Source organism: Exiguobacterium sp. TDN 0502 (assembly GCF_050846835.1).
GTDB lineage: Bacteria > Bacillota > Bacilli > Exiguobacteriales > Exiguobacteriaceae > Exiguobacterium_A.
In genome coordinates this window covers 71154-88528 of record NZ_JBOZGJ010000012.1, presented here as the reverse complement: position 1 = coordinate 88528, position 17375 = coordinate 71154, and the positions used below count along the sequence as shown (strand labels likewise).

At 43.2% G+C, this 17375-nt stretch carries 19 protein-coding genes and 1 tRNA gene; 11 read left to right on the top strand and 9 right to left on the bottom strand.

Going from position 1 to position 17375, the window contains the following annotated elements; genetic code table 11:
• Window positions 1–88 precede the first annotated feature (88 nt).
• Genes ACRPK8_RS12640 through ACRPK8_RS12630 form a run of 3 tightly spaced genes read right to left on the bottom strand, consistent with a single transcriptional unit; the run spans window position 89 to window position 2030 of the window.
• Window positions 89–568 carry a dihydrofolate reductase gene (locus ACRPK8_RS12640; RefSeq protein ID WP_432238533.1) on the bottom strand — a complete coding sequence of 160 codons (480 nt, stop codon included), beginning with the start codon at window positions 566–568 and terminating at the stop codon, window positions 89–91.
• Complete coding sequence (locus ACRPK8_RS12635) at window positions 565–1359, bottom strand: thymidylate synthase (protein WP_432238532.1); 795 nt, start codon at window positions 1357–1359, stop codon at window positions 565–567. The genes ACRPK8_RS12640 and ACRPK8_RS12635 overlap by 4 nt, the downstream gene beginning before the upstream one ends.
• 53 nt (window positions 1360–1412) lie before the next feature.
• Window positions 1413–2030 carry a hypothetical protein gene (locus ACRPK8_RS12630; RefSeq protein ID WP_432238531.1) on the bottom strand — a complete coding sequence of 206 codons (618 nt, stop codon included), beginning with the start codon at window positions 2028–2030 and terminating at the stop codon, window positions 1413–1415.
• Between the two features lie 225 nt (window positions 2031–2255).
• Between ACRPK8_RS12630 and ACRPK8_RS12625 the strand changes: the two genes are divergently transcribed.
• Complete coding sequence (locus tag ACRPK8_RS12625) at window positions 2256–3926, top strand: glycoside hydrolase family 13 protein (RefSeq protein WP_432238530.1); 1671 nt, start codon at window positions 2256–2258, stop codon at window positions 3924–3926.
• 65 nt (window positions 3927–3991) lie between these two features.
• On the opposite strand, the gene ACRPK8_RS12620 is transcribed toward ACRPK8_RS12625, so the two are convergent.
• The 3 genes from ACRPK8_RS12620 to ACRPK8_RS12610 form a co-directional block, all read right to left on the bottom strand.
• Window positions 3992–4348 carry a PilZ domain-containing protein gene (locus tag ACRPK8_RS12620; RefSeq protein WP_432238529.1) on the bottom strand — a complete coding sequence of 119 codons (357 nt, stop codon included), beginning with the start codon at window positions 4346–4348 and terminating at the stop codon, window positions 3992–3994.
• A 58-nt stretch (window positions 4349–4406) separates the two neighbouring features.
• Window positions 4407–5105, bottom strand: coding sequence for a queuosine precursor transporter (locus ACRPK8_RS12615; RefSeq protein WP_432238528.1), 699 nt, complete (start codon window positions 5103–5105; stop codon window positions 4407–4409).
• Window positions 5106–5461: 356 nt separating this feature from the next.
• Window positions 5462–5941, bottom strand: coding sequence for a GNAT family N-acetyltransferase (locus ACRPK8_RS12610; RefSeq protein ID WP_432238527.1), 480 nt, complete (start codon window positions 5939–5941; stop codon window positions 5462–5464).
• A gap of 203 nt (window positions 5942–6144) precedes the next feature.
• Here ACRPK8_RS12610 and ACRPK8_RS12605 point away from each other — a divergent pair, with 203 nt between their 5' ends.
• A complete protein-coding gene (locus ACRPK8_RS12605; protein ID WP_023468579.1) occupies window positions 6145–6459 on the top strand; it encodes a hypothetical protein in 315 nt (104 codons plus the stop codon).
• 41 nt (window positions 6460–6500) lie between these two features.
• Entirely contained in the window at window positions 6501–7292 is a 792-nt protein-coding gene (locus ACRPK8_RS12600; RefSeq protein ID WP_432238526.1) for a class I SAM-dependent methyltransferase, read from the top strand.
• Window positions 7293–7347: 55 nt separating this feature from the next.
• Here ACRPK8_RS12600 and putP read toward each other — a convergent pair whose 3' ends face one another.
• Together putP and ACRPK8_RS12590 are read right to left on the bottom strand one after the other, a co-directional pair.
• The gene (gene putP / locus ACRPK8_RS12595) at window positions 7348–8820 is read right to left on the bottom strand and encodes a sodium/proline symporter PutP (RefSeq protein ID WP_432238525.1); all 1473 of its coding nucleotides are present in this window, start codon (window positions 8818–8820) and stop codon (window positions 7348–7350) included.
• Between the two features lie 259 nt (window positions 8821–9079).
• Window positions 9080–10255, bottom strand: a complete 1176-nt coding sequence (locus ACRPK8_RS12590; protein WP_432238524.1) for a MalY/PatB family protein — start codon at window positions 10253–10255, stop codon at window positions 9080–9082.
• Window positions 10256–10407: 152 nt separating this feature from the next.
• Here ACRPK8_RS12590 and ACRPK8_RS12585 point away from each other — a divergent pair, with 152 nt between their 5' ends.
• The 7 genes from ACRPK8_RS12585 to ACRPK8_RS12555 all read left to right on the top strand — a co-directional run bounded on the left by ACRPK8_RS12585 (window position 10408) and on the right by ACRPK8_RS12555 (window position 14734).
• A complete protein-coding gene (locus ACRPK8_RS12585; protein ID WP_432238523.1) occupies window positions 10408–10605 on the top strand; it encodes a hypothetical protein in 198 nt (65 codons plus the stop codon).
• Between the two features lie 84 nt (window positions 10606–10689).
• Window positions 10690–10760, top strand: a tRNA-Thr gene (locus tag ACRPK8_RS12580).
• 84 nt (window positions 10761–10844) lie between these two features.
• Window positions 10845–11732 carry a helix-turn-helix domain-containing protein gene (locus tag ACRPK8_RS12575; RefSeq protein ID WP_432238522.1) on the top strand — a complete coding sequence of 296 codons (888 nt, stop codon included), beginning with the start codon at window positions 10845–10847 and terminating at the stop codon, window positions 11730–11732.
• A 7-nt stretch (window positions 11733–11739) separates the two neighbouring features.
• Window positions 11740–12633: a helix-turn-helix domain-containing protein gene (locus tag ACRPK8_RS12570; protein ID WP_432238521.1), complete on the top strand. Its 894-nt coding sequence runs from the start codon at window positions 11740–11742 to the stop codon at window positions 12631–12633.
• 35 nt (window positions 12634–12668) lie between these two features.
• Window positions 12669–12923, top strand: a complete 255-nt coding sequence (locus ACRPK8_RS12565; protein WP_432238520.1) for a hypothetical protein — start codon at window positions 12669–12671, stop codon at window positions 12921–12923.
• A 40-nt stretch (window positions 12924–12963) separates the two neighbouring features.
• Complete coding sequence (locus ACRPK8_RS12560) at window positions 12964–13830, top strand: helix-turn-helix domain-containing protein (protein WP_432238519.1); 867 nt, start codon at window positions 12964–12966, stop codon at window positions 13828–13830.
• Window positions 13831–13858: 28 nt separating this feature from the next.
• Window positions 13859–14734 (top strand): helix-turn-helix domain-containing protein, encoded by an 876-nt coding sequence (locus ACRPK8_RS12555; protein WP_432238518.1) that lies wholly within the window; start codon window positions 13859–13861, stop codon window positions 14732–14734.
• Here ACRPK8_RS12555 and ACRPK8_RS12550 read toward each other — a convergent pair.
• Entirely contained in the window at window positions 14731–15360 is a 630-nt protein-coding gene (locus tag ACRPK8_RS12550; protein WP_432238517.1) for an FMN-dependent NADH-azoreductase, read from the bottom strand. The genes ACRPK8_RS12555 and ACRPK8_RS12550 overlap by 4 nt on opposite strands.
• A 152-nt stretch (window positions 15361–15512) precedes the next feature.
• On the opposite strand from ACRPK8_RS12550, the gene ACRPK8_RS12545 reads away from it, so the two are divergent.
• Entirely contained in the window at window positions 15513–17348 is a 1836-nt protein-coding gene (locus ACRPK8_RS12545) for an EAL domain-containing protein (protein ID WP_432238516.1), read from the top strand.
• Window positions 17349–17375 lie beyond the last annotated feature (27 nt).

Sequence of the window (17375 nt, the reverse complement as noted above, 5' to 3'; positions counted from 1 at the left end):
TCCGATGTTAGTACTTTTTAAAAGTGTACCACTCCGAAGGTGTTTTATATTGTCTCAAAATTTTAGGTTAGCCCAAAACGCTGGTTTTTTAATGACGATCGTATCGCCGGATGACAAAGGGATAGTCATTCCCGTCTACGGCATCCTGATGACTTTCTGAGATTACCTGAAAATCCGACGGGATAACGGGATAATGAACGTCTCCGGGGAGTACGACATCAATTTCCGTGACATACAACCGTTGTGCGAGTGGAAGTGTTTGCGTGAATAAGTCACCACCGCCGATTAAAAATACTTCCTCTTCAGACTCGACGTAAGATTGTAAAGCAGACAAGTCGTTCCAAATCGTCACGCCTTCAGGAGCATATGTCGGGTCACGTGTTACGACGATGTTTTCCCGCCCCGGCAACGGACGTCCGATCGATTCGAATGTCTTACGGCCCATAATGATCGGTTTCCCGACCGTCGTTCGTTTGAAATGCGCTAAATCAGCGGGAAGATGCCAAGGCATGGCATTATCTCGTCCGATGACTCGGTTTTTCGTAAACGCTACGATGTGGCTAATCATACAGCGACCACACCTTTGATGTGTGGATCCGGATCATAGCCTTCGATGATGATATCTTCAAAACGGAAGTCCTCAATCCGATCGACTTTTCGTGCAAAACGTAATGTCGGTAGGATTTTTGGTGTACGCGTCAATTGAAGATTGACTTGATCGACATGATTTGAATAAATATGAGCATCCCCGAGCGTATGAACGAAGTCACCGACTTCAAGCTCACAGACGTGCGCAATCATATGTGTTAATAAAGCATACGACGCGATATTGAACGGCACGCCTAAAAAGACATCGGCAGAGCGTTGGTATAGTTGACAGGAAAGTTTCCCGTCAGCGACATAAAACTGGAACAACAAGTGGCAAGGCGGCAATGCCATCTCATCGACTTGACCCGGATTCCATGCGCTGACAATCAGACGGCGTGAATCAGGATTCGTCTTGATCTGTTCGATGACACCAGCAAGTTGATCGATGGTCGTACCATCTGGACGGGGGAAAGACCGCCATTGGGCGCCATAAACCGGCCCCAGATCGCCATTTTCATCAGCCCATTCATTCCAAATCCGCACACCGTTTTCTTGGAGATAACGGATATTCGTATCGCCCGAGATGAACCAAATCAATTCATGAATGATTGACTTCATATGTAACTTCTTCGTCGTAACAAGAGGAAACCCATCTTGGAGCGAGAAGCGCATTTGATGACCAAACACGCTGATCGTTCCTGTTCCCGTCCGGTCTTCCTTGTTTGTTCCATGTGCCAAAATGTGTTCACAAAGTGCATGATATTGTTCCATCGGCTGACAGCTCCTTTTAAAAAAATCCAGCTTCCATTGTATCATAAAAATGGTCAGGATTTTGTGGAAACCGAAAGATGCCTTGCGAACAAGTACCGAAACAAACCGTAGAGTGGTAGAACATCTTGCCAGTGCAACGATTGACCGTTGCGACGGCGAATACGCCGCAGCAGATAGACCTGGAGAATGTAGAACAAACCGAAATCCACCGTCATCGTCCGGACGAATTGATTGGTTTCGAAATAAAGCAGGAAGATACTCCAGTCAGAACGGGCGAATGCGAGCCATAATAACAACGTGGTGACGACAGTAAGTAAGGCGACGACCATTGGGATCCAGCCACGACGACGAAATGGAAGAAATGTCTTCCGCGGGATGGCAAGCGCAACATAAGGCATTAAAACGAATGCCCCTAAAAAAAAGGAACCGATACTTGCAACGAGCGGACCGGGTCGCATGAAGCGCTTTTCGTCTAAAAACAATAAGAAGAAGGCAAGAGGATAGATACCGAGTAGGGAAAATAAACTCAGCGCTGATGTATCAAATTGACTTTGGTCAAACCGAAGAAAGGCATATAAGAAACCTTCAGGAAAGACACGATTATTTCCGAATAACAAAATAAAGAGTATGGCAATCGCCCAGACCAAAAAGAGGAGATACCGACGATACATGCGTTCACGCTCCTTTCTCATACCTTTCTTTCCCATATTGATGCGCTGTATAAACGCTCAAATTTCATATTTCATCATATCAAATGAGAGCGATTCTACGCTTGAGGACTGCTACGCGACATGTTAAGATGACGTTGTGAGGATTGAAAGCGCTTTTAAATCGTAATGCAATCGGTTGCGCTTGTAGGAAGCACGGGACATACATAAAAAGGGAGTGTGCAGAGGATGGAACGTAAATGGTGGCATGATAGCGTAGTATATCAAATCTATCCACGAAGTTTTAATGATTCAAATGGTGACGGGATTGGTGATTTGAATGGAATCATCGAGCAACTCGATTATTTGAAGAAGCTTGGAATCGATGTCATATGGCTGAGTCCGGTATATGACTCACCAAACGATGACAATGGTTACGATATCCGGGATTACGAGGCGATCATGAAAGAGTTTGGTACGATGGAAGACTTTGATCGTCTGCTTGAGGAAGCGCACGCGCGGGATATCAAAATCGTCATGGATCTCGTCATCAACCATTCTTCAGACGAACACCGCTGGTTTGCCGAGTCCCGCCAAAGCAAAGACAACCCATATCGAGATTATTATATGTGGCGACCGGCAAATCCTGATGGGTCACTACCGAATAACTGGGGTTCGATTTTTTCAGGACCGGCGTGGGAATACGATGAAACGACAAATGAATATTACTTACACTTGTTTTCAAAAAAACAGCCGGATTTGAACTGGGAAAACGAACAGATGCGTCAAGATGTATACGGAATGATTCGCCGCTGGTTGGATCGGGGCATCGACGGTTTCCGGATGGATGTCATCAATCTGATCTCAAAAACGAAAGGCTTGCCTGACGCGACGGTTCATCCGGGTGCCTTATACGGAGATGGCGGAGAACATTATGTGAACGGACCGCGTGTACATGAGTTCTTACACGAAATGAACCAAGCGTCGTTTGGCGACTATGATGTGCTGACAGTCGGTGAGATGCCTGGAGCAACGACGGAAGATGCGATTCTCTATACCGACCCTGCGCGCGAAGAGGTCAACATGGTCTTTACGTTTGAACATATGGATCTTGATTCCGGTCCGAATGGGAAATGGGACGTCATTCCATTTGATCTACTAAAACTCAAACAGAACTTCACGAAATGGCAAACAGCCTTACATGATACCGGCTGGAATTCGCTTTATTGGAATAACCATGACCAGCCTCGGGTCGTCAGCCGTTTCGGAAATGATACGACCTACCGTGTCGAATCAGCGAAGATGCTGGCAACACTCTTGCATTTATTAAAAGGAACGCCATACATCTATCAAGGGGAAGAAATCGGCATGACGAACGTCGCTTTTGAAGATATTGCGGACTACGAGGATATTGAGATTCGGAATATGTGGAGAGAACGGACCGAACAAGGTGCCTCTCCAGCAGAATTATTGCGGGCGGTTCATATCAAAGGTCGCGATAATGCCCGGACGCCGATGCAATGGAATCGTTCAGAAAACGCAGGTTTCACGACAGGAACACCATGGCTGAAAGTCAATCCGAATTATCCTGACATCAACGTAGAACAGGCACTTGCCGATGACCAGTCAATCTTCTATTACTACCAGCAATTGATTCGGTTACGACATGAGCATGAAATCGTCGTCTACGGTCGTTATGAACTTTTGCTTGAGGATCACCCTGAAGTCTATGCGTACTCGCGAACGCTTGAAGGGGAGACATGGTATGTCTACTGTTCGTTTGCAGATCATGATTTAACTATTCCGTTAACGCATGATCCGTCAGACCGCGTCATCGGTAACTATAATGAGTCCGTCATCGCTGATGAACTCACGTTACGTCCCTACGAAGCCATCGTCTTCCGCACGTTCGAGGGATGATTCATCTAACTATAAAACAGAGGCACTGCTCACGAATGAGCAGTGCCTCTGTTTGTCGTGATTCGTCATCGCTCCAATTGAGCGATCTGTTTCACTTGTGAAATGATTTTTTCACGATCGGTTGTTGTCGAATTGAGGTGGATACCGTACAATCGCTCAGGACCAGAAGGTTTCTCATGCAATAAAAACCCTTCGATGCAGAGCGGCTCGTGCCCTTCGATTAACGAGAACTCAACGACGATCTTCATTGATTGTTGAAGAGGCAGCTTTAATGCCGTAGTGATTGCCAATCCATTTGGTGAGATGTTATGAATTTTCATCAAGCCTTTTGGTGTGCGTTGCTCATTTTTTAGCAAATAAAACTCGCCCGTCACGGGTGTTTTCAATGTATACCGAAACGGTTCATTACGTTTAATCTTCATCTAGGCACCTCCATTCCCATTATCCGACAATTTGCTAAACTCTTCTAGTTTTTTTTTATTAGGCAGCTGCATCCGTCGATCGTGTAGAGGGATGAATGCGTTTCGCGAGATACATGAATGGTGTCGCGAACCACGCCACGACGAATTTCGCGAGATACGTCGTCACGAAGATTTGCCACCAGATCGAGAACGGCATATCGTGAAAGGCGATCGCACAAAACGTCAACGTATCGAGTAGCTGACTTAGTACAGTCGAACCTGTCGTCCGTAACCAAAGTTTCCGTTCGCCTGTTTTTTGACGGATCTTCGAGTAGACAAAGACATCAAATAATTGCGAGACGAGATAGGCGGCGAGACTTCCGACAGCAATCCATGGTAAGAGTCCAAACAATAAATGTAAGGAATCAGATGTTTCGAGTGCTGCTTTATCAGCGAGTGGGGTATAAAGTAAGCTGAATTGCATGAGCACGGTCGTTGTGATCAATGCGAAAAACCCCATATAGACGCCTTGGCGCGCAACCCGCTTACCGTATTTTTCATTGAGGATATCCGTCGCAAGATAACAACTCCCATAGACGACATTCCCTAACGTAAAGACGAAACCGAAGATGTCGACGGTTTGTGTGACTTGGATGTTTGCCAGGATTGTGGCAATGGCAATCCACATCAACAATCCGGTTTTTCCAAAAAGATAATAACTGAAGACAAGTAATCCCATCGTCAAGAGGATGGACGGGATCCATAACCATTCGTTCATGAAGTATACTCCTTTCTATTCATACAGATGAAAATTGTACGCTGAAATCGACCACCTGTCAAAGGAGCTTGAAGAAAAAAGCATCGGTGCGGCGTACAAAAAAGAGGCTGACTCAAAAAAGAATGACGCGTCTGTTCACGCCCTTTCCTCAGGCGAGACACAAGCCAGTTTTCCTGCTTTATTCAAGCAGGAAAGCGGGTCTTGTTCGTCTCTGACAGCGCAAAGATGCGCTTGTTCCTGTAGGAGTGGCGTGAAACGCGTCATTCTTTTTATTATGAGATAAGGATGGCAGCTCATCATTCTGCCACCCTGATCTTTGTGGAAACTGACTTTTGAGTCAGCCCCTTGATTCGACTTCAGTTTCGCTGCAGTGAGAAGCGCCGTCTTCTTCCTTTAACGAAGTAATTCCCTGTCGAAGAGAAGCCGTTCGTCTCTAAAATGCGTCTGGCGTACACGGCGTGCGGGGACTGATCGAGGACACGTGCCCGGACCTCGTGACGTGTAAGGACATCAGCAGACGCTAATGCTTCTGAGACGGCTTTTGTAGCAATCCCTTTACGGGTATACGGATCAAACACCATGAAATCCAGTTGGAAGTAGTGTCCCATTTTTAATAGCAGAACCCGTCCGACGATTGTATCCGCTTCAACGATATCAAAGTAGTAATCTTCAGGATAACTGTGCTCGACGGAATCAAAAGCCCGCTCTTCTCCAAGCTCATGGTCATACCCTTTGATTTCTTGCGGAGTCAGCCCATATGCTTGTTCGCCATACTTCAAGAAATGTTCATACTCAGCTTGATCGACATGACGTAATGCTCGACGTCTTAATTCCATCACAAAATCCTCCCTCGTCCCAATTGATGCTTCGTTTACATTATAGCGATACCCCCCTTGCAATTGCAAAAATTAACTGGAACCGATCCGCAGGAAGAAAATAAAAAAAGTCATTTTGTAATCATCTTGTGATTGTTTTAATTGCTATGGAATATGGTAAAGTAATGATGTAGACAACTGCATACTGGAAGGGGCTGGAAAACGTGTTCACAGAACGTGACGGAATCAAATTGCGTTTAGAGCAAATCGAACGATTGTATTCGGACTTGAATCGGGAAGCGAAACAATTGACGGAACGCTTACGCCAATTAGATGAACAAGGGGACGAAGTTCAACATGATCTTTCTCTTAACAAAGAAGACCGCGATCATTTAAAATCAAGCATTGATGAGACACTTCAAGCACTTATGAAGCGGACGACAGTCGATGCAAAAGTCGAACAGGAGAAGCAAGAGGACCTGATTTCGAAAAAAGCATTGATCGAAGACATCGAAGGATTATTAAAGAAAAAGAAATGAGCTAGCTTCGGCTGGCTTATTTTTTTGTGGAGGAAAGAAATATGAAACCAAGCATTGGTCTGACGACGTGTCTACGTCCGACAGAAGACGTCCACCATCGTGTCAAGCAGATGCTAGCAGATGAGACGATACATTTTGTTTACGTCTCGCGTCAGAAAAAAAGTATCGAACAACTACATCAAGAGATGGGATTACCGATTCTCGTCGTCGATAAACGACGACTGGATCTATATCCGATCGGTCAATCGACATCATTCTTTTTTCATCCTTCAAGCGCCGTATTCCGAATCAAACAAATCGATGCGGGGGGCAAAGACCCATTAGTAGCGATTGGTCAATTATCTGAAGGAATGCGTGTCCTCGACTGTACGCTAGGTCTTGGTGCGGATGCCATCGTGATGAGTCATGCCGTTGGAGAGACGGGACAGGTCACGGGACTTGAAAGCCGAACGGAGACGGCGTATGTCGTAAAGGAGGGGTTACAGCGCTGGACAGAGTCCTATGCCCCAATCACAGAAGCGATGCGTCGAATCGACGTTCACATGAAACATCATTTAGCGTTTTTAAAGGAGTGTCCAGACGACAGTTTTGATGTCATCTATTTTGATCCGATGTTCGAGCAGACAGTAACCGAATCGACGCACCTCGATCCGTTACGGACACTTGCGAATTATGAATCTTTATCCAATGCAGCCATCGAACAGGCACGTCGGGTTGCTCGAACGTGCATCATCTTAAAAGCACATTTCGAAAGTCCGTTATTTGAGCAATACGGTTTTAAACGATTGCGACGGAAGACGTCAAAGTTGCATTATGGTGTGATTGAACTGTAAGTCAAAAAAGACCTCTGCCGATTTTCCGGCAGAGGTCTCACTCGTTATTCGTTGATTATTGAACAGCGTCTTTTAATTCGTCTTCCATCTCTTCGAACGTTTCCTGAACGGCATTGACCGGTTGCTTCGTCATCAAGCTGACGACGACCGTGAAGATCAAGCTCGTAAAGAATCCAGGGACCATTTCGTAGAGTGTTGCACTGAGTCCAAGCTGTACCCAGATGATGACAGTCAGAGCACCTGAAATGATGCCGGCAAGTGCACCTTGTTTCGTCATCCGTTTCCAGTAGAGAGAAAGCAAGATGATTGGACCAAAGGCAGAACCAAATCCAGCCCAAGCGTAACCGACGAGTGCTAAAATCGTCGCGGATGGATTCCAAGCGAGTACGCTTGCAATGATCGCAACAACTAGTACAGCAATCCGACCTGTCAAAACAAGTTCTTTATCCGATGCATTTTTCTTCAAGAACGTTTTGTAGAAGTCTTCTGTCAATGCACTTGATGTGACGAGTAACTGTGAAGAAATCGTCGACATGATCGCAGCAAGGATGGCAGCCATCAAGAATCCAGTGATATATGGGTGGAACAGAACATCCGAGAATCGAATGAAGACAGTCTCTGGGTCAGCCAGTCCATTTCCTTGACCTTCGAAATAAGCAATACCGACAAGACCTGTCAACATAGCGCCGAGAATCGAGACGAACATCCAACCGATCCCGATGCGGCGTGCATTTTTCAAATCTTTTACGGAACGAATCGCCATAAAGCGAACGATGATGTGCGGTTGACCGAAGTAACCAAGACCCCAGGCGAGGAATCCGATGATTCCGAGTGCTGTTGTCCCTTTGAGTGGATCAAATAAAGAAGCATCTAAGTTTTCTGCGTAATTGTATGCGCCGTCGACGCCGCCCACATCTGTCAAAGCGACGATTGGTACAAGAACCAATGCGACGAACATGATACAACCCTGGACGAAATCGGTCCAACTGACTGCGAGAAAACCGCCGAAAAGTGTGTAGGCGATTACGACCGCAATCGTCAAGAGCATACCATAGTGATAATCAAAACCAAATGAGCTGACGAACAATTTACCGCCAGATACGATTCCGGCTGAAGTGTAGAACGTAAAGAAGATGATGATGACGAGTGCAGATACAGTACGAAGCACGCGTGATTTATCTTCAAAACGATTTTCAAGGAAATCAGGAATCGTAATTGAATCGTTTGCCATTTCCGTGTAGAGGCGGAAACGTGGTGCGAGTACGATATAGTTCACGTAACATCCAATCAATAAGCCGAGTGCAAGCCAGAGTGCCGAAACACCTGTTGCGTACATTGCGCCAGGCAATCCCATCAACATCCAGCCACTCATGTCTGATGCACCAGCGGATAACGCCGTCACACCAGGACCGAGATCGCGTCCACCTAACATGTAATCTTCTGTATTCGTCGTTCGTCTGTAGGCGATGTACCCGATTGCCAACATCATAACGAGATACAGGATAATTGATACCCATTCTTGCGTCATAAAGTAAGTCCTCCAAAAGCTGTAGTTTTTTCGGCGATTTGAATCGTCGTTTGTTGCCGCCGAATGATATGTTCCCCACCTTACAGGGGATAAAACAACTTTGCAAGTCCTTGCAATCGAGTCAAAAGTGCCGCCACGCCTAGTGCCTTAAGGGATTGGGACGCTTTTAGTCCCTGTTAAAGTTCTACTAATATGAATATTCCGAAAATTTTGTTTTTATGTAGAATGCCCCTTAAAAGACGGGTCATTCTACATCTTTTTATTTTTCTAATAAACGTGTGTAGGCGGAAGAGAGTCGATCAATTGCCTGATCGAGTTGCGCTCTAGGGCAACCGATATTCAGCCGTTCAAACGTCTCACCACCGGATCCGAATGGTTGACCATGTGTCAATGCTAATCCGGCTTCTTTGACGAGCCAATCGGCACGTGACTTACCGTCGAGTTCAAGTGCTTTGAAATCAATCCATAATAAGAAGGTTGATTCAGGAACAACTACTTGAAGAGCGGGCATTTCCTGACGAATCCGCTGAATTGCATGGTCACGATTGCTTTCTAAATATAGGAGCAGTTGCGCTAACCATTGTTCGCTGGCAACCTCGCCGTAAGCAGCGGCTATAGCTGTCGAAGCTAAAGCATTCGGATGCACGAAATGACGCTGTTGAACACGTTCGATGCGTTTCCGGATGGACGGATCCGGTACGATCAGGTAAGAAGCATATAAACCGGGGATGTTAAACGTTTTGGATGGTGCACTGATCAATACGACTTTTTCGTAATCAAATGCAAGGATAGGCGTATGTGTAGCACCCGTATACACAAGATCTGCATGAATTTCGTCCGAGACAACATATACGCCGTATTGTTTCGCTAGTTCGACAATTCGGAATAATTCATCTTTACCGAACACTTTTCCGCTTGGATTATGTGGACTACATAAAATCATCATACGCGCTGATTTCATCTGTTCTTCAAGCAACGTGAAATCCGTCCGATATACCTCACCATCTAAAAGTAGTGGATTCTCAACAAGTTGACGTTGGTTGGACTGGATGATTTGATGGAATGGAGGATAGACAGGAGTTTGAATGATGATTGAATCACCGGGTTCCGTCAGAGCAAGAACGGTATGAGCCAACCCCGGAACGACACCGCTTGAATAAAGAATCGTCGTCTGGTCGACCTCGACATGATAACGTTTATGGAACCACTGTTGAATCGCCTGTTGCGCTTCATCAGTAAACAGGGCGTATCCGAAATGTCCGGTCGCGGCACGTCTTGTCAATCGTTCTGTTAGATGATGCGGCGGACGAACATCCATGTCAGCGACCCACATCGGAATTAGCTCATCTGAACCATAGAGTGACTGTAATCCGTCCCATTTGACGGATCCTGTAAATCGTTTTTCAATTCGTTCATCAAAATTGATCTGTTCCATTTTCTTCACGTCCCATTCTCGATTATTTACATGCTCCATTTCACCATAGCGGATAATGCGAGATCGGAGCAAGTCGAAAATGGAGGTTTAAAAAATACAGGAGAAGGCAATTACTAAACTCGAACCTATATTAACGGAACGGAGTGATGATCATGTTGCATTCTAAAGTAGTCGTTGGGCGCTCGCCTGAAGAATTAGAGGAACGGCTCAATTCATTTTTCGAAGATAATGGTGTAGGATCAAACTCCATCATTACACTTAAGTTTTCAACGTTCGTTGCTTCTAAAGCAGATGAACATTATTCAGTATTGGTTGTTTACGATAATTCATTAACGAAAACAACGCTGTAAATAAAATAAGAAGCTGAGGAAAATTTTGGCTCAGCTTCTTGTTTTGTTTTTCTGCATAAGCTATACTAAAATCAGATTTTACAGGCTTCCGTAGGTTAATGGCAGACCTCAGCAATGGTAATGCTGCAGTGCGAGTTCGATTCTCGCCGGAAGCATACATCCGTCTTCCGTCTCAAGTGGTATATACTTGAAACGGAAGATTTTTTTTGGTAGATGGGTCTGGATGAAGGAGTGACAGCATGCACCCAGTGATTGAATCCGTTGGTGAAAAGATAAAACAGGAACGCAAAAAACAGGGCATGACTCAGAAAGAGTTGTGCGATGGTATCTGTAGCCAGGCAGAGATCAGTAAGGTTGAAAATGGTAAAAATTCGCCGACGATTGATCTCTTACAAAGTATTTGTAAAAGATTAAAGTTGCCAATTTCATCATTTTTTGAAGATGAACAGGTATCTCAAAAGTTAAACGAAATAGATCAGAAAATGTTAAGACATTTTCGTGAAAAATCGTATACAGAAATGTCAAGAGATTTAAAAAAATTTGCCGAGTCAAGTTCTGCTTTTGAAATTCAATTTTTAGTTCAGTACCACGGGATATTGCTAGAACATGAGAAGGGGAATATTGATTTTCGGTCGTGTATTTCGGCGTTACTTCAATTAGTGTCTAAAGAAAAGTTAATGGACAAATCCTTTTTACTTTATACGCGCATTCAAATGGCGATTGCAGTTCTCTATACGAATCAAAGAGAGTATCAACATGCAGATCAAATATATGATGAACTACTTAATATGTCTTATCAGACACGAGAATATAAAAAGATTCGTATGAAGATTATTTATAATTATGTCAGAAATTTATACAGAATGAAGAGATTCGAAGATGGTTTGAGAGAAGTAGAAAAAGCAATTAGTGAAAGCAAACAGATGCAAGATTTAACTTACCTGGGTCATTTTTATTATCAAAAGGGATTTTTATTAGAATCATTGAACGCATCGGACAAAGAAATTAAAAAATCATACACGATTGCCTATTCATTTTTCGTTGCAACTAAAAATCATGCGTATCAGCAAATTCTGGAGACGCACCTCTCAGATTTATTATTATTTCCAATACAAGAAAGAGAGTGATTGTTTGATGAGGCCAAATGTATCAACAACAGCAATTGGATCAAGAATCAAACAAATGCGTACGCAAAAGCGGATGTCGCAGCATGAACTGTGTAAAGGGATATGTAGCCAAGCAGAAATCAGTAAGATTGAAAATAATCTGAATTCACCAACAGTAGAGTTACTGCAACGGTTAGCAAACCGGTTGAAGATACCCATTTCCGTATTGTTTGAGAATCAACTACCGCATGAAGCGATATCAGGCTTTGATCAAAAAGTGTCAGAATTACTTCGGGAAGAAAACTATGAAGAAGTTTTGAATGTAACCAATTTAAATGACAACCACGAGCAATTTGAAATCAGGATCTTAAGTAACTACTTTCGAATAATAGCTGAAGTAAAACGAAATTATATGGACTTTCGAACAGCCGCTTCCTTATTGTCTAATTTCGTACATGACAATGGTGTGTGGCATGAATCCATCTCGTTATATATTCGTATAAAAACGGCGATAGCAAATTTATACGCTGAAAATGAGATGTATCATCTGACGACCAAGGTTTATATAGAGATGGAACGGTTGCTTGAACAGCTTGAAAGTTCAACATATATGACTACTTTAATAAAGCTTTACTTTAATCATGCTCAAATCTTGTTATACCAGGATTTGTTTGATGAAGGACTTTGTTTTATTGAAAAAGGGATCAGCTGTTGTTTAAATTACCAGCTTTCCTTCTTGTTAGGTCACTTCTACTTTCAATTAGCAAACTACGAAGAGGCGACTGGAAAGTTGCCGGTATCGTTTCAAAAGACATATTCTGTAGCATATGCGCTTATGCATGCATTGGATCATCAAGCAACAAAAAAGATGATCGTTGAATTAAAAGGCGAACACTTATTGTTCACTTTTGAACCCGGCTAATCTATTGTTCGGTATCCAAACTAACGGAAAATGTTTTGTATAAAATGAATCAACCGCAAAAGGGGCTAAACATCATCGAGGAAGCGATGCAGATCAGTCGACGATTAAAACAAACATCATATTTAGCGCACCTTTACTATCAACGCGGTGAATTCTATGAACGAATGGATTCGAATTCAAAGCAAGTTTATAGTGATTATGTAATGGCTTACGAATTGTTCTCTGCCTTCCAAATGAAACAGTATGCAAAAATTGTACTGAAAACAAAAAATAACTATTTATCTACCTGATCTTCAATCACAACAAAATAGGATCGGAAAGGAGAGACAGTTGCAAATCCAATATTTTGGTCAACGCATTAGGGAACTACGGGTTGAGAGAAATTGGACACAAAAAGAATTAGCGCTAGGCGTTTGCAGTCAGGCGGAATTGAGTAAAATTGAAAATGGAAAAATCATGCCGACGATGGAACTCGTGTTACGTCTTTCTCAAAAACTTCATATTACGATGGAACAACTGTTTATCGATATGAATGAGCTGAAGCTTTTTCGTACTTACGATGTATATCTCTCTGATCTCTCAAGGAAGCGGCGTTATGATGAAATGCTGAGCTTTGTTGAAGGTGCCTCTACGGCCCCTCCTCCTTCTGTCAATTTGTTATTGCGTTATTTTAAATGGATCGCCAAAGAAGGGCGAAATGACATTGATTACCGAACCTGTATTTCTCAATTGTTACGCTTATCGGATCAAGAACAAGTGGAGAGAGAATATCCTATTATTTATTTGCGAATCCGAATGTCAGTCGCCAATTACTATTATTTAAATGGTCACTATCCATATGCGCGCAAGATTTACGAAGACTTGCTTTCTTACCAATATGCGACGTACGATCTTAAGAAATTACAATGTAAAGTCATCTACAATCATGCCCAACAGTTATATTTTCAACATGACTATGGAGCCGGACTAGACATTACGGAGAAAGGTATCGCTCTGTCTACTAAAAGAAAAGATACGGCTATGCTCGGACATTTTTATTATCAAAGAGGATGTTTTTTCGAGAAATTACATTATCCTGAGCAAAATATCAGAGATGCTTTTACGTTAGCTTACACGTTATTTCATGCATTCGATAATACGAATCATGCTCAGTTAGTATCCAAAGGTAAACGAAATTTATTATATTTTGAATTTTAGTTATCTGTAAAAAAAAAGGAGGCACATGATGGTTTATCTACCAGAATCCATTGGATATGAAATTAAGCGGATTCGAAAAGAAAAAAAGATGACACAAGCAGAGTTATGTGAAGGAATCTGTAGCCAAGCCGAAATCAGTAAAGTTGAAAACGGTAAGAATTCACCGACAATCGACTTGTTGCAACAAGTCGCAAAACGACTGAAAGTCCCCCTATCAACGCTTTTTCAAGATCATTTAAGAAGTGATGCTTTTCATGAGGTCGATGATCGATTATTGAATTTGATTCGCTTGACGCAATGGCAAGAGGCACTAGAATATTTAAATTCAGTCAAACGTAATGCTACTTATGATATGCTTCACATTTTAGCGGACTATTATGAAATCATTATTTTAGAGAAGTGCAAACACATCTCATCTGAAGAGGCGGTTCTGAAGCTAGAGCAGCTCCTGCTTCATGAGAATCTATGGTTTAAATCGTCAGTCATGTATTTGCGAATCCGAATGAAAGTCGCAAATGTTTTAGTAGAACATGACGAATTTGAAACAGCAGAAGTCATTTTTCAGGAACTACTTCAACTCAATTACGAAACGATTGAGTTAAAGAAAAAAAGAATCAAAATTTTGTACAATTATAGTCAGCTCTTATGGAAACAAAAAAAATACCAAGCTGGGTTGGCAGTCACCGAGCAAGGTATTCAGGAAAGTCTACAGATGGAAGACGGTCATTTTTTAGGACATTTTTATCATCAAAGAGGGACATTGAAAAAACAAATGAAAGAACCTTCTTCTGATATTCAACGAGATTTTACGATGGCATACGCTGTATTTCATGCCTTTCATCTTCCGGTCGAGAAGGAGTCGTTGCTAGAAGAACACGAAACAGACATCCTGTTTCGTCTTTAAAAGGTTTGACCTGCTTTTTTGCATGCTGAAAGTGTTTGTTCAATCAATTCAGTTGCCCGGTCTGGGTATTGTTGGTGCCCCTCCAGGATGACCGTTGAAACGTCATCGATTCCAAAAAATGCTAACAGGTCGAGCATGTACCGGACGGCGTGCTCGCTAGATACTTTATCAGGTGTCGAGTAGTCACCTCCGCGTGAGTGAAGCAATAACACCTTTTTATCCTTAACGAGACCGATTGATCCTTCGGTCGTGTACCGAAACGTCTGTCCAGCTTGAGCTAAATAGTCCATGTAATTATGCAACGGTGCCGGAACGGTCAGATTCCACATCGGAAATGAAAACACGACCTTATCGGCATCAAGAAAACCATTGAGGTATTCCCGCAACCGTTCCGCATGCGTAGCGTCGTCTCCAGTTAATGTTTCTCCCTTAAACAGACGTCCTGCCGCATGAGCTAGCTGTAAATCAAAAAAGGGCAGACGTTCCTCAAAAAGATTCAATACTGTTATATCGTCTTCAGGATGTGCTTCTCGATAAGACGCCAAAAAGGTGTCATTCATTTCAGAACTAACTCCCTTTTTATGATGTGTGCTGTCGTTTGCTTCAATGAATAATAGTCGTGACATGTCGATCGCTCCTTTCTGTATATAAGGTCTATTCCCGTTCTTTTAAAACATCACTTCCCAATTTTTTATTATTATTAGAAAATTCAGGTTTTGTTTTAGCTGTGATAAGGAAAATAAACGACAGGAAACAGAAAGAGGGGATTGCGGTGAACATGCAGCGGCGTTCTTCGAACAGTCTTCAGTATCATCGGGAGATTCGGGCAAACTATCAATTGTTCGGGATGATCATTTTCGTGTTGACGAGTTGTGGTGCCATGCTCTATATCGTGGCGAGTCTATTCAGCCGATCCGGTTTAGGGGAAGAAGCTTTATGGCGAGCATTCATCATTGTTTTTGCAGGGAGTCTTCAGTATTTCATCGGTAAAAGTAGCCTATCAGATCGACTCAAACCGCATCTGATGTCGAGTATATTTTTACTTATTCCATTCATTTACTATCCTTTCATCAATAGCGGTGCTCAAACCGTTTGGGCAAGTTCGTTGTTGTTCATATTAGCCTCACTCGTCGTCATCAATCGGACGATGTTACTTTATGCAACGAGCATCACGACACTCTCACTCCTATATATTTGGTATCAAACGCCTACACTTGAAAATGCAACGATGTTCGCGTCCGATCACATTGCCCGAATTGGTCTGATTTTGATTGCGACAATCATCAGTTTGTTGATTCATAACCAATATGTCACGCGTTTAGAACGAAACATCGATTACTTAGCTCGACTGCAGGAGCAAGCCTTTACTGATCCGGTTACAGGTCTCGCGAATCGTTCTTCGTTCGTCATCGAAGTTGAAAAGACGAAACAAGAAGGGGATTTGATATGTCTCATCGACCTTGACGATTTCAAGACCGTCAATGACGCTTTCGGATATCGGACAGGCGATCGTACTTTACACATCATCGGACGGCGGTTGATGCATCGTTTTCCGGATTGTACGATCGCAAAAGCGAGCGGGAGTGCCTTCTTAATGCATGCGCCACGTCATCATGAGGCACGTACGCTCTGTGATGACATCTTATCGAGTGTGTCCGAACGGGTACAGATTGATTTTAAGCAAATCAATGTAACGGCAAGTATCGGTGTTTCTTTCATGCATAGTGAGTCGACGGATCATGTCATCAACGATGCGGAAATTGCGCTTTTTACGGCAAAATCTAATCGGAAGAATACGTATGCGATTACGGATTTAGCGACTCAAAACGATCGCAAGCGCGCTCTGCAATTGACACGTGATCTATATGATGCGGAATTGGATCGGGATTTTTTCGTGTTATTTCAACCGCAAGTAAATGCACGAACACGTCGAATTACTGGAGTGGAGGCTTTGATTCGATGGAATCATCCGGAATATGGACTCGTGCCCCCTTTCGAGTTCATTCCACTTGCGGAACGGACACGCTTCATTGAAACGTTAGGTGGGTGGGTGATGCGTCAGGCCTGTCTTCAAGGGAAATCCTGGCTAGAACAGGGGAAGGAACCACTGACGGTCTCCGTGAACGTCTCGCCGTGGGAATTAAGACAATCGGATTTTACGGAACGTGTATTATCGATCTTAAAACAAACGGGATTTCCGGCTTCTTTACTCGAAATCGAGATGACCGAACACATTTTCATCGAAGGAACTGAACAAATCATTGAGACCTTAAATACCCTGCATCTTTACGGTATACGCATCGCGCTTGATGATTTTGGAACTGGGTTTTCATCCATGCAATCTTTGGTCGAGCTTCCGTTTGATCAATTGAAGATCCCGAAAGAGATTGTGCAAGAAGCCGTTCATTCTGAGAAAAAGCGGTCTATGATTGAGACAATCATCCAGCTAGGGAAACGACTAGATATGACAATCGTTGCAGAAGGAATCGAACTTGAGGAAGAGGCGATTTTACTCGAGCGTTTAGGATGCCATACGTTACAGGGCTATCTATTCCATCGTCCTTTACAGCCGCGTCAGTTGGAACATTTTTTAACACGGTACCGTGAAGGATGAGCAGTAGTCGAATACGTCATAAAGAGG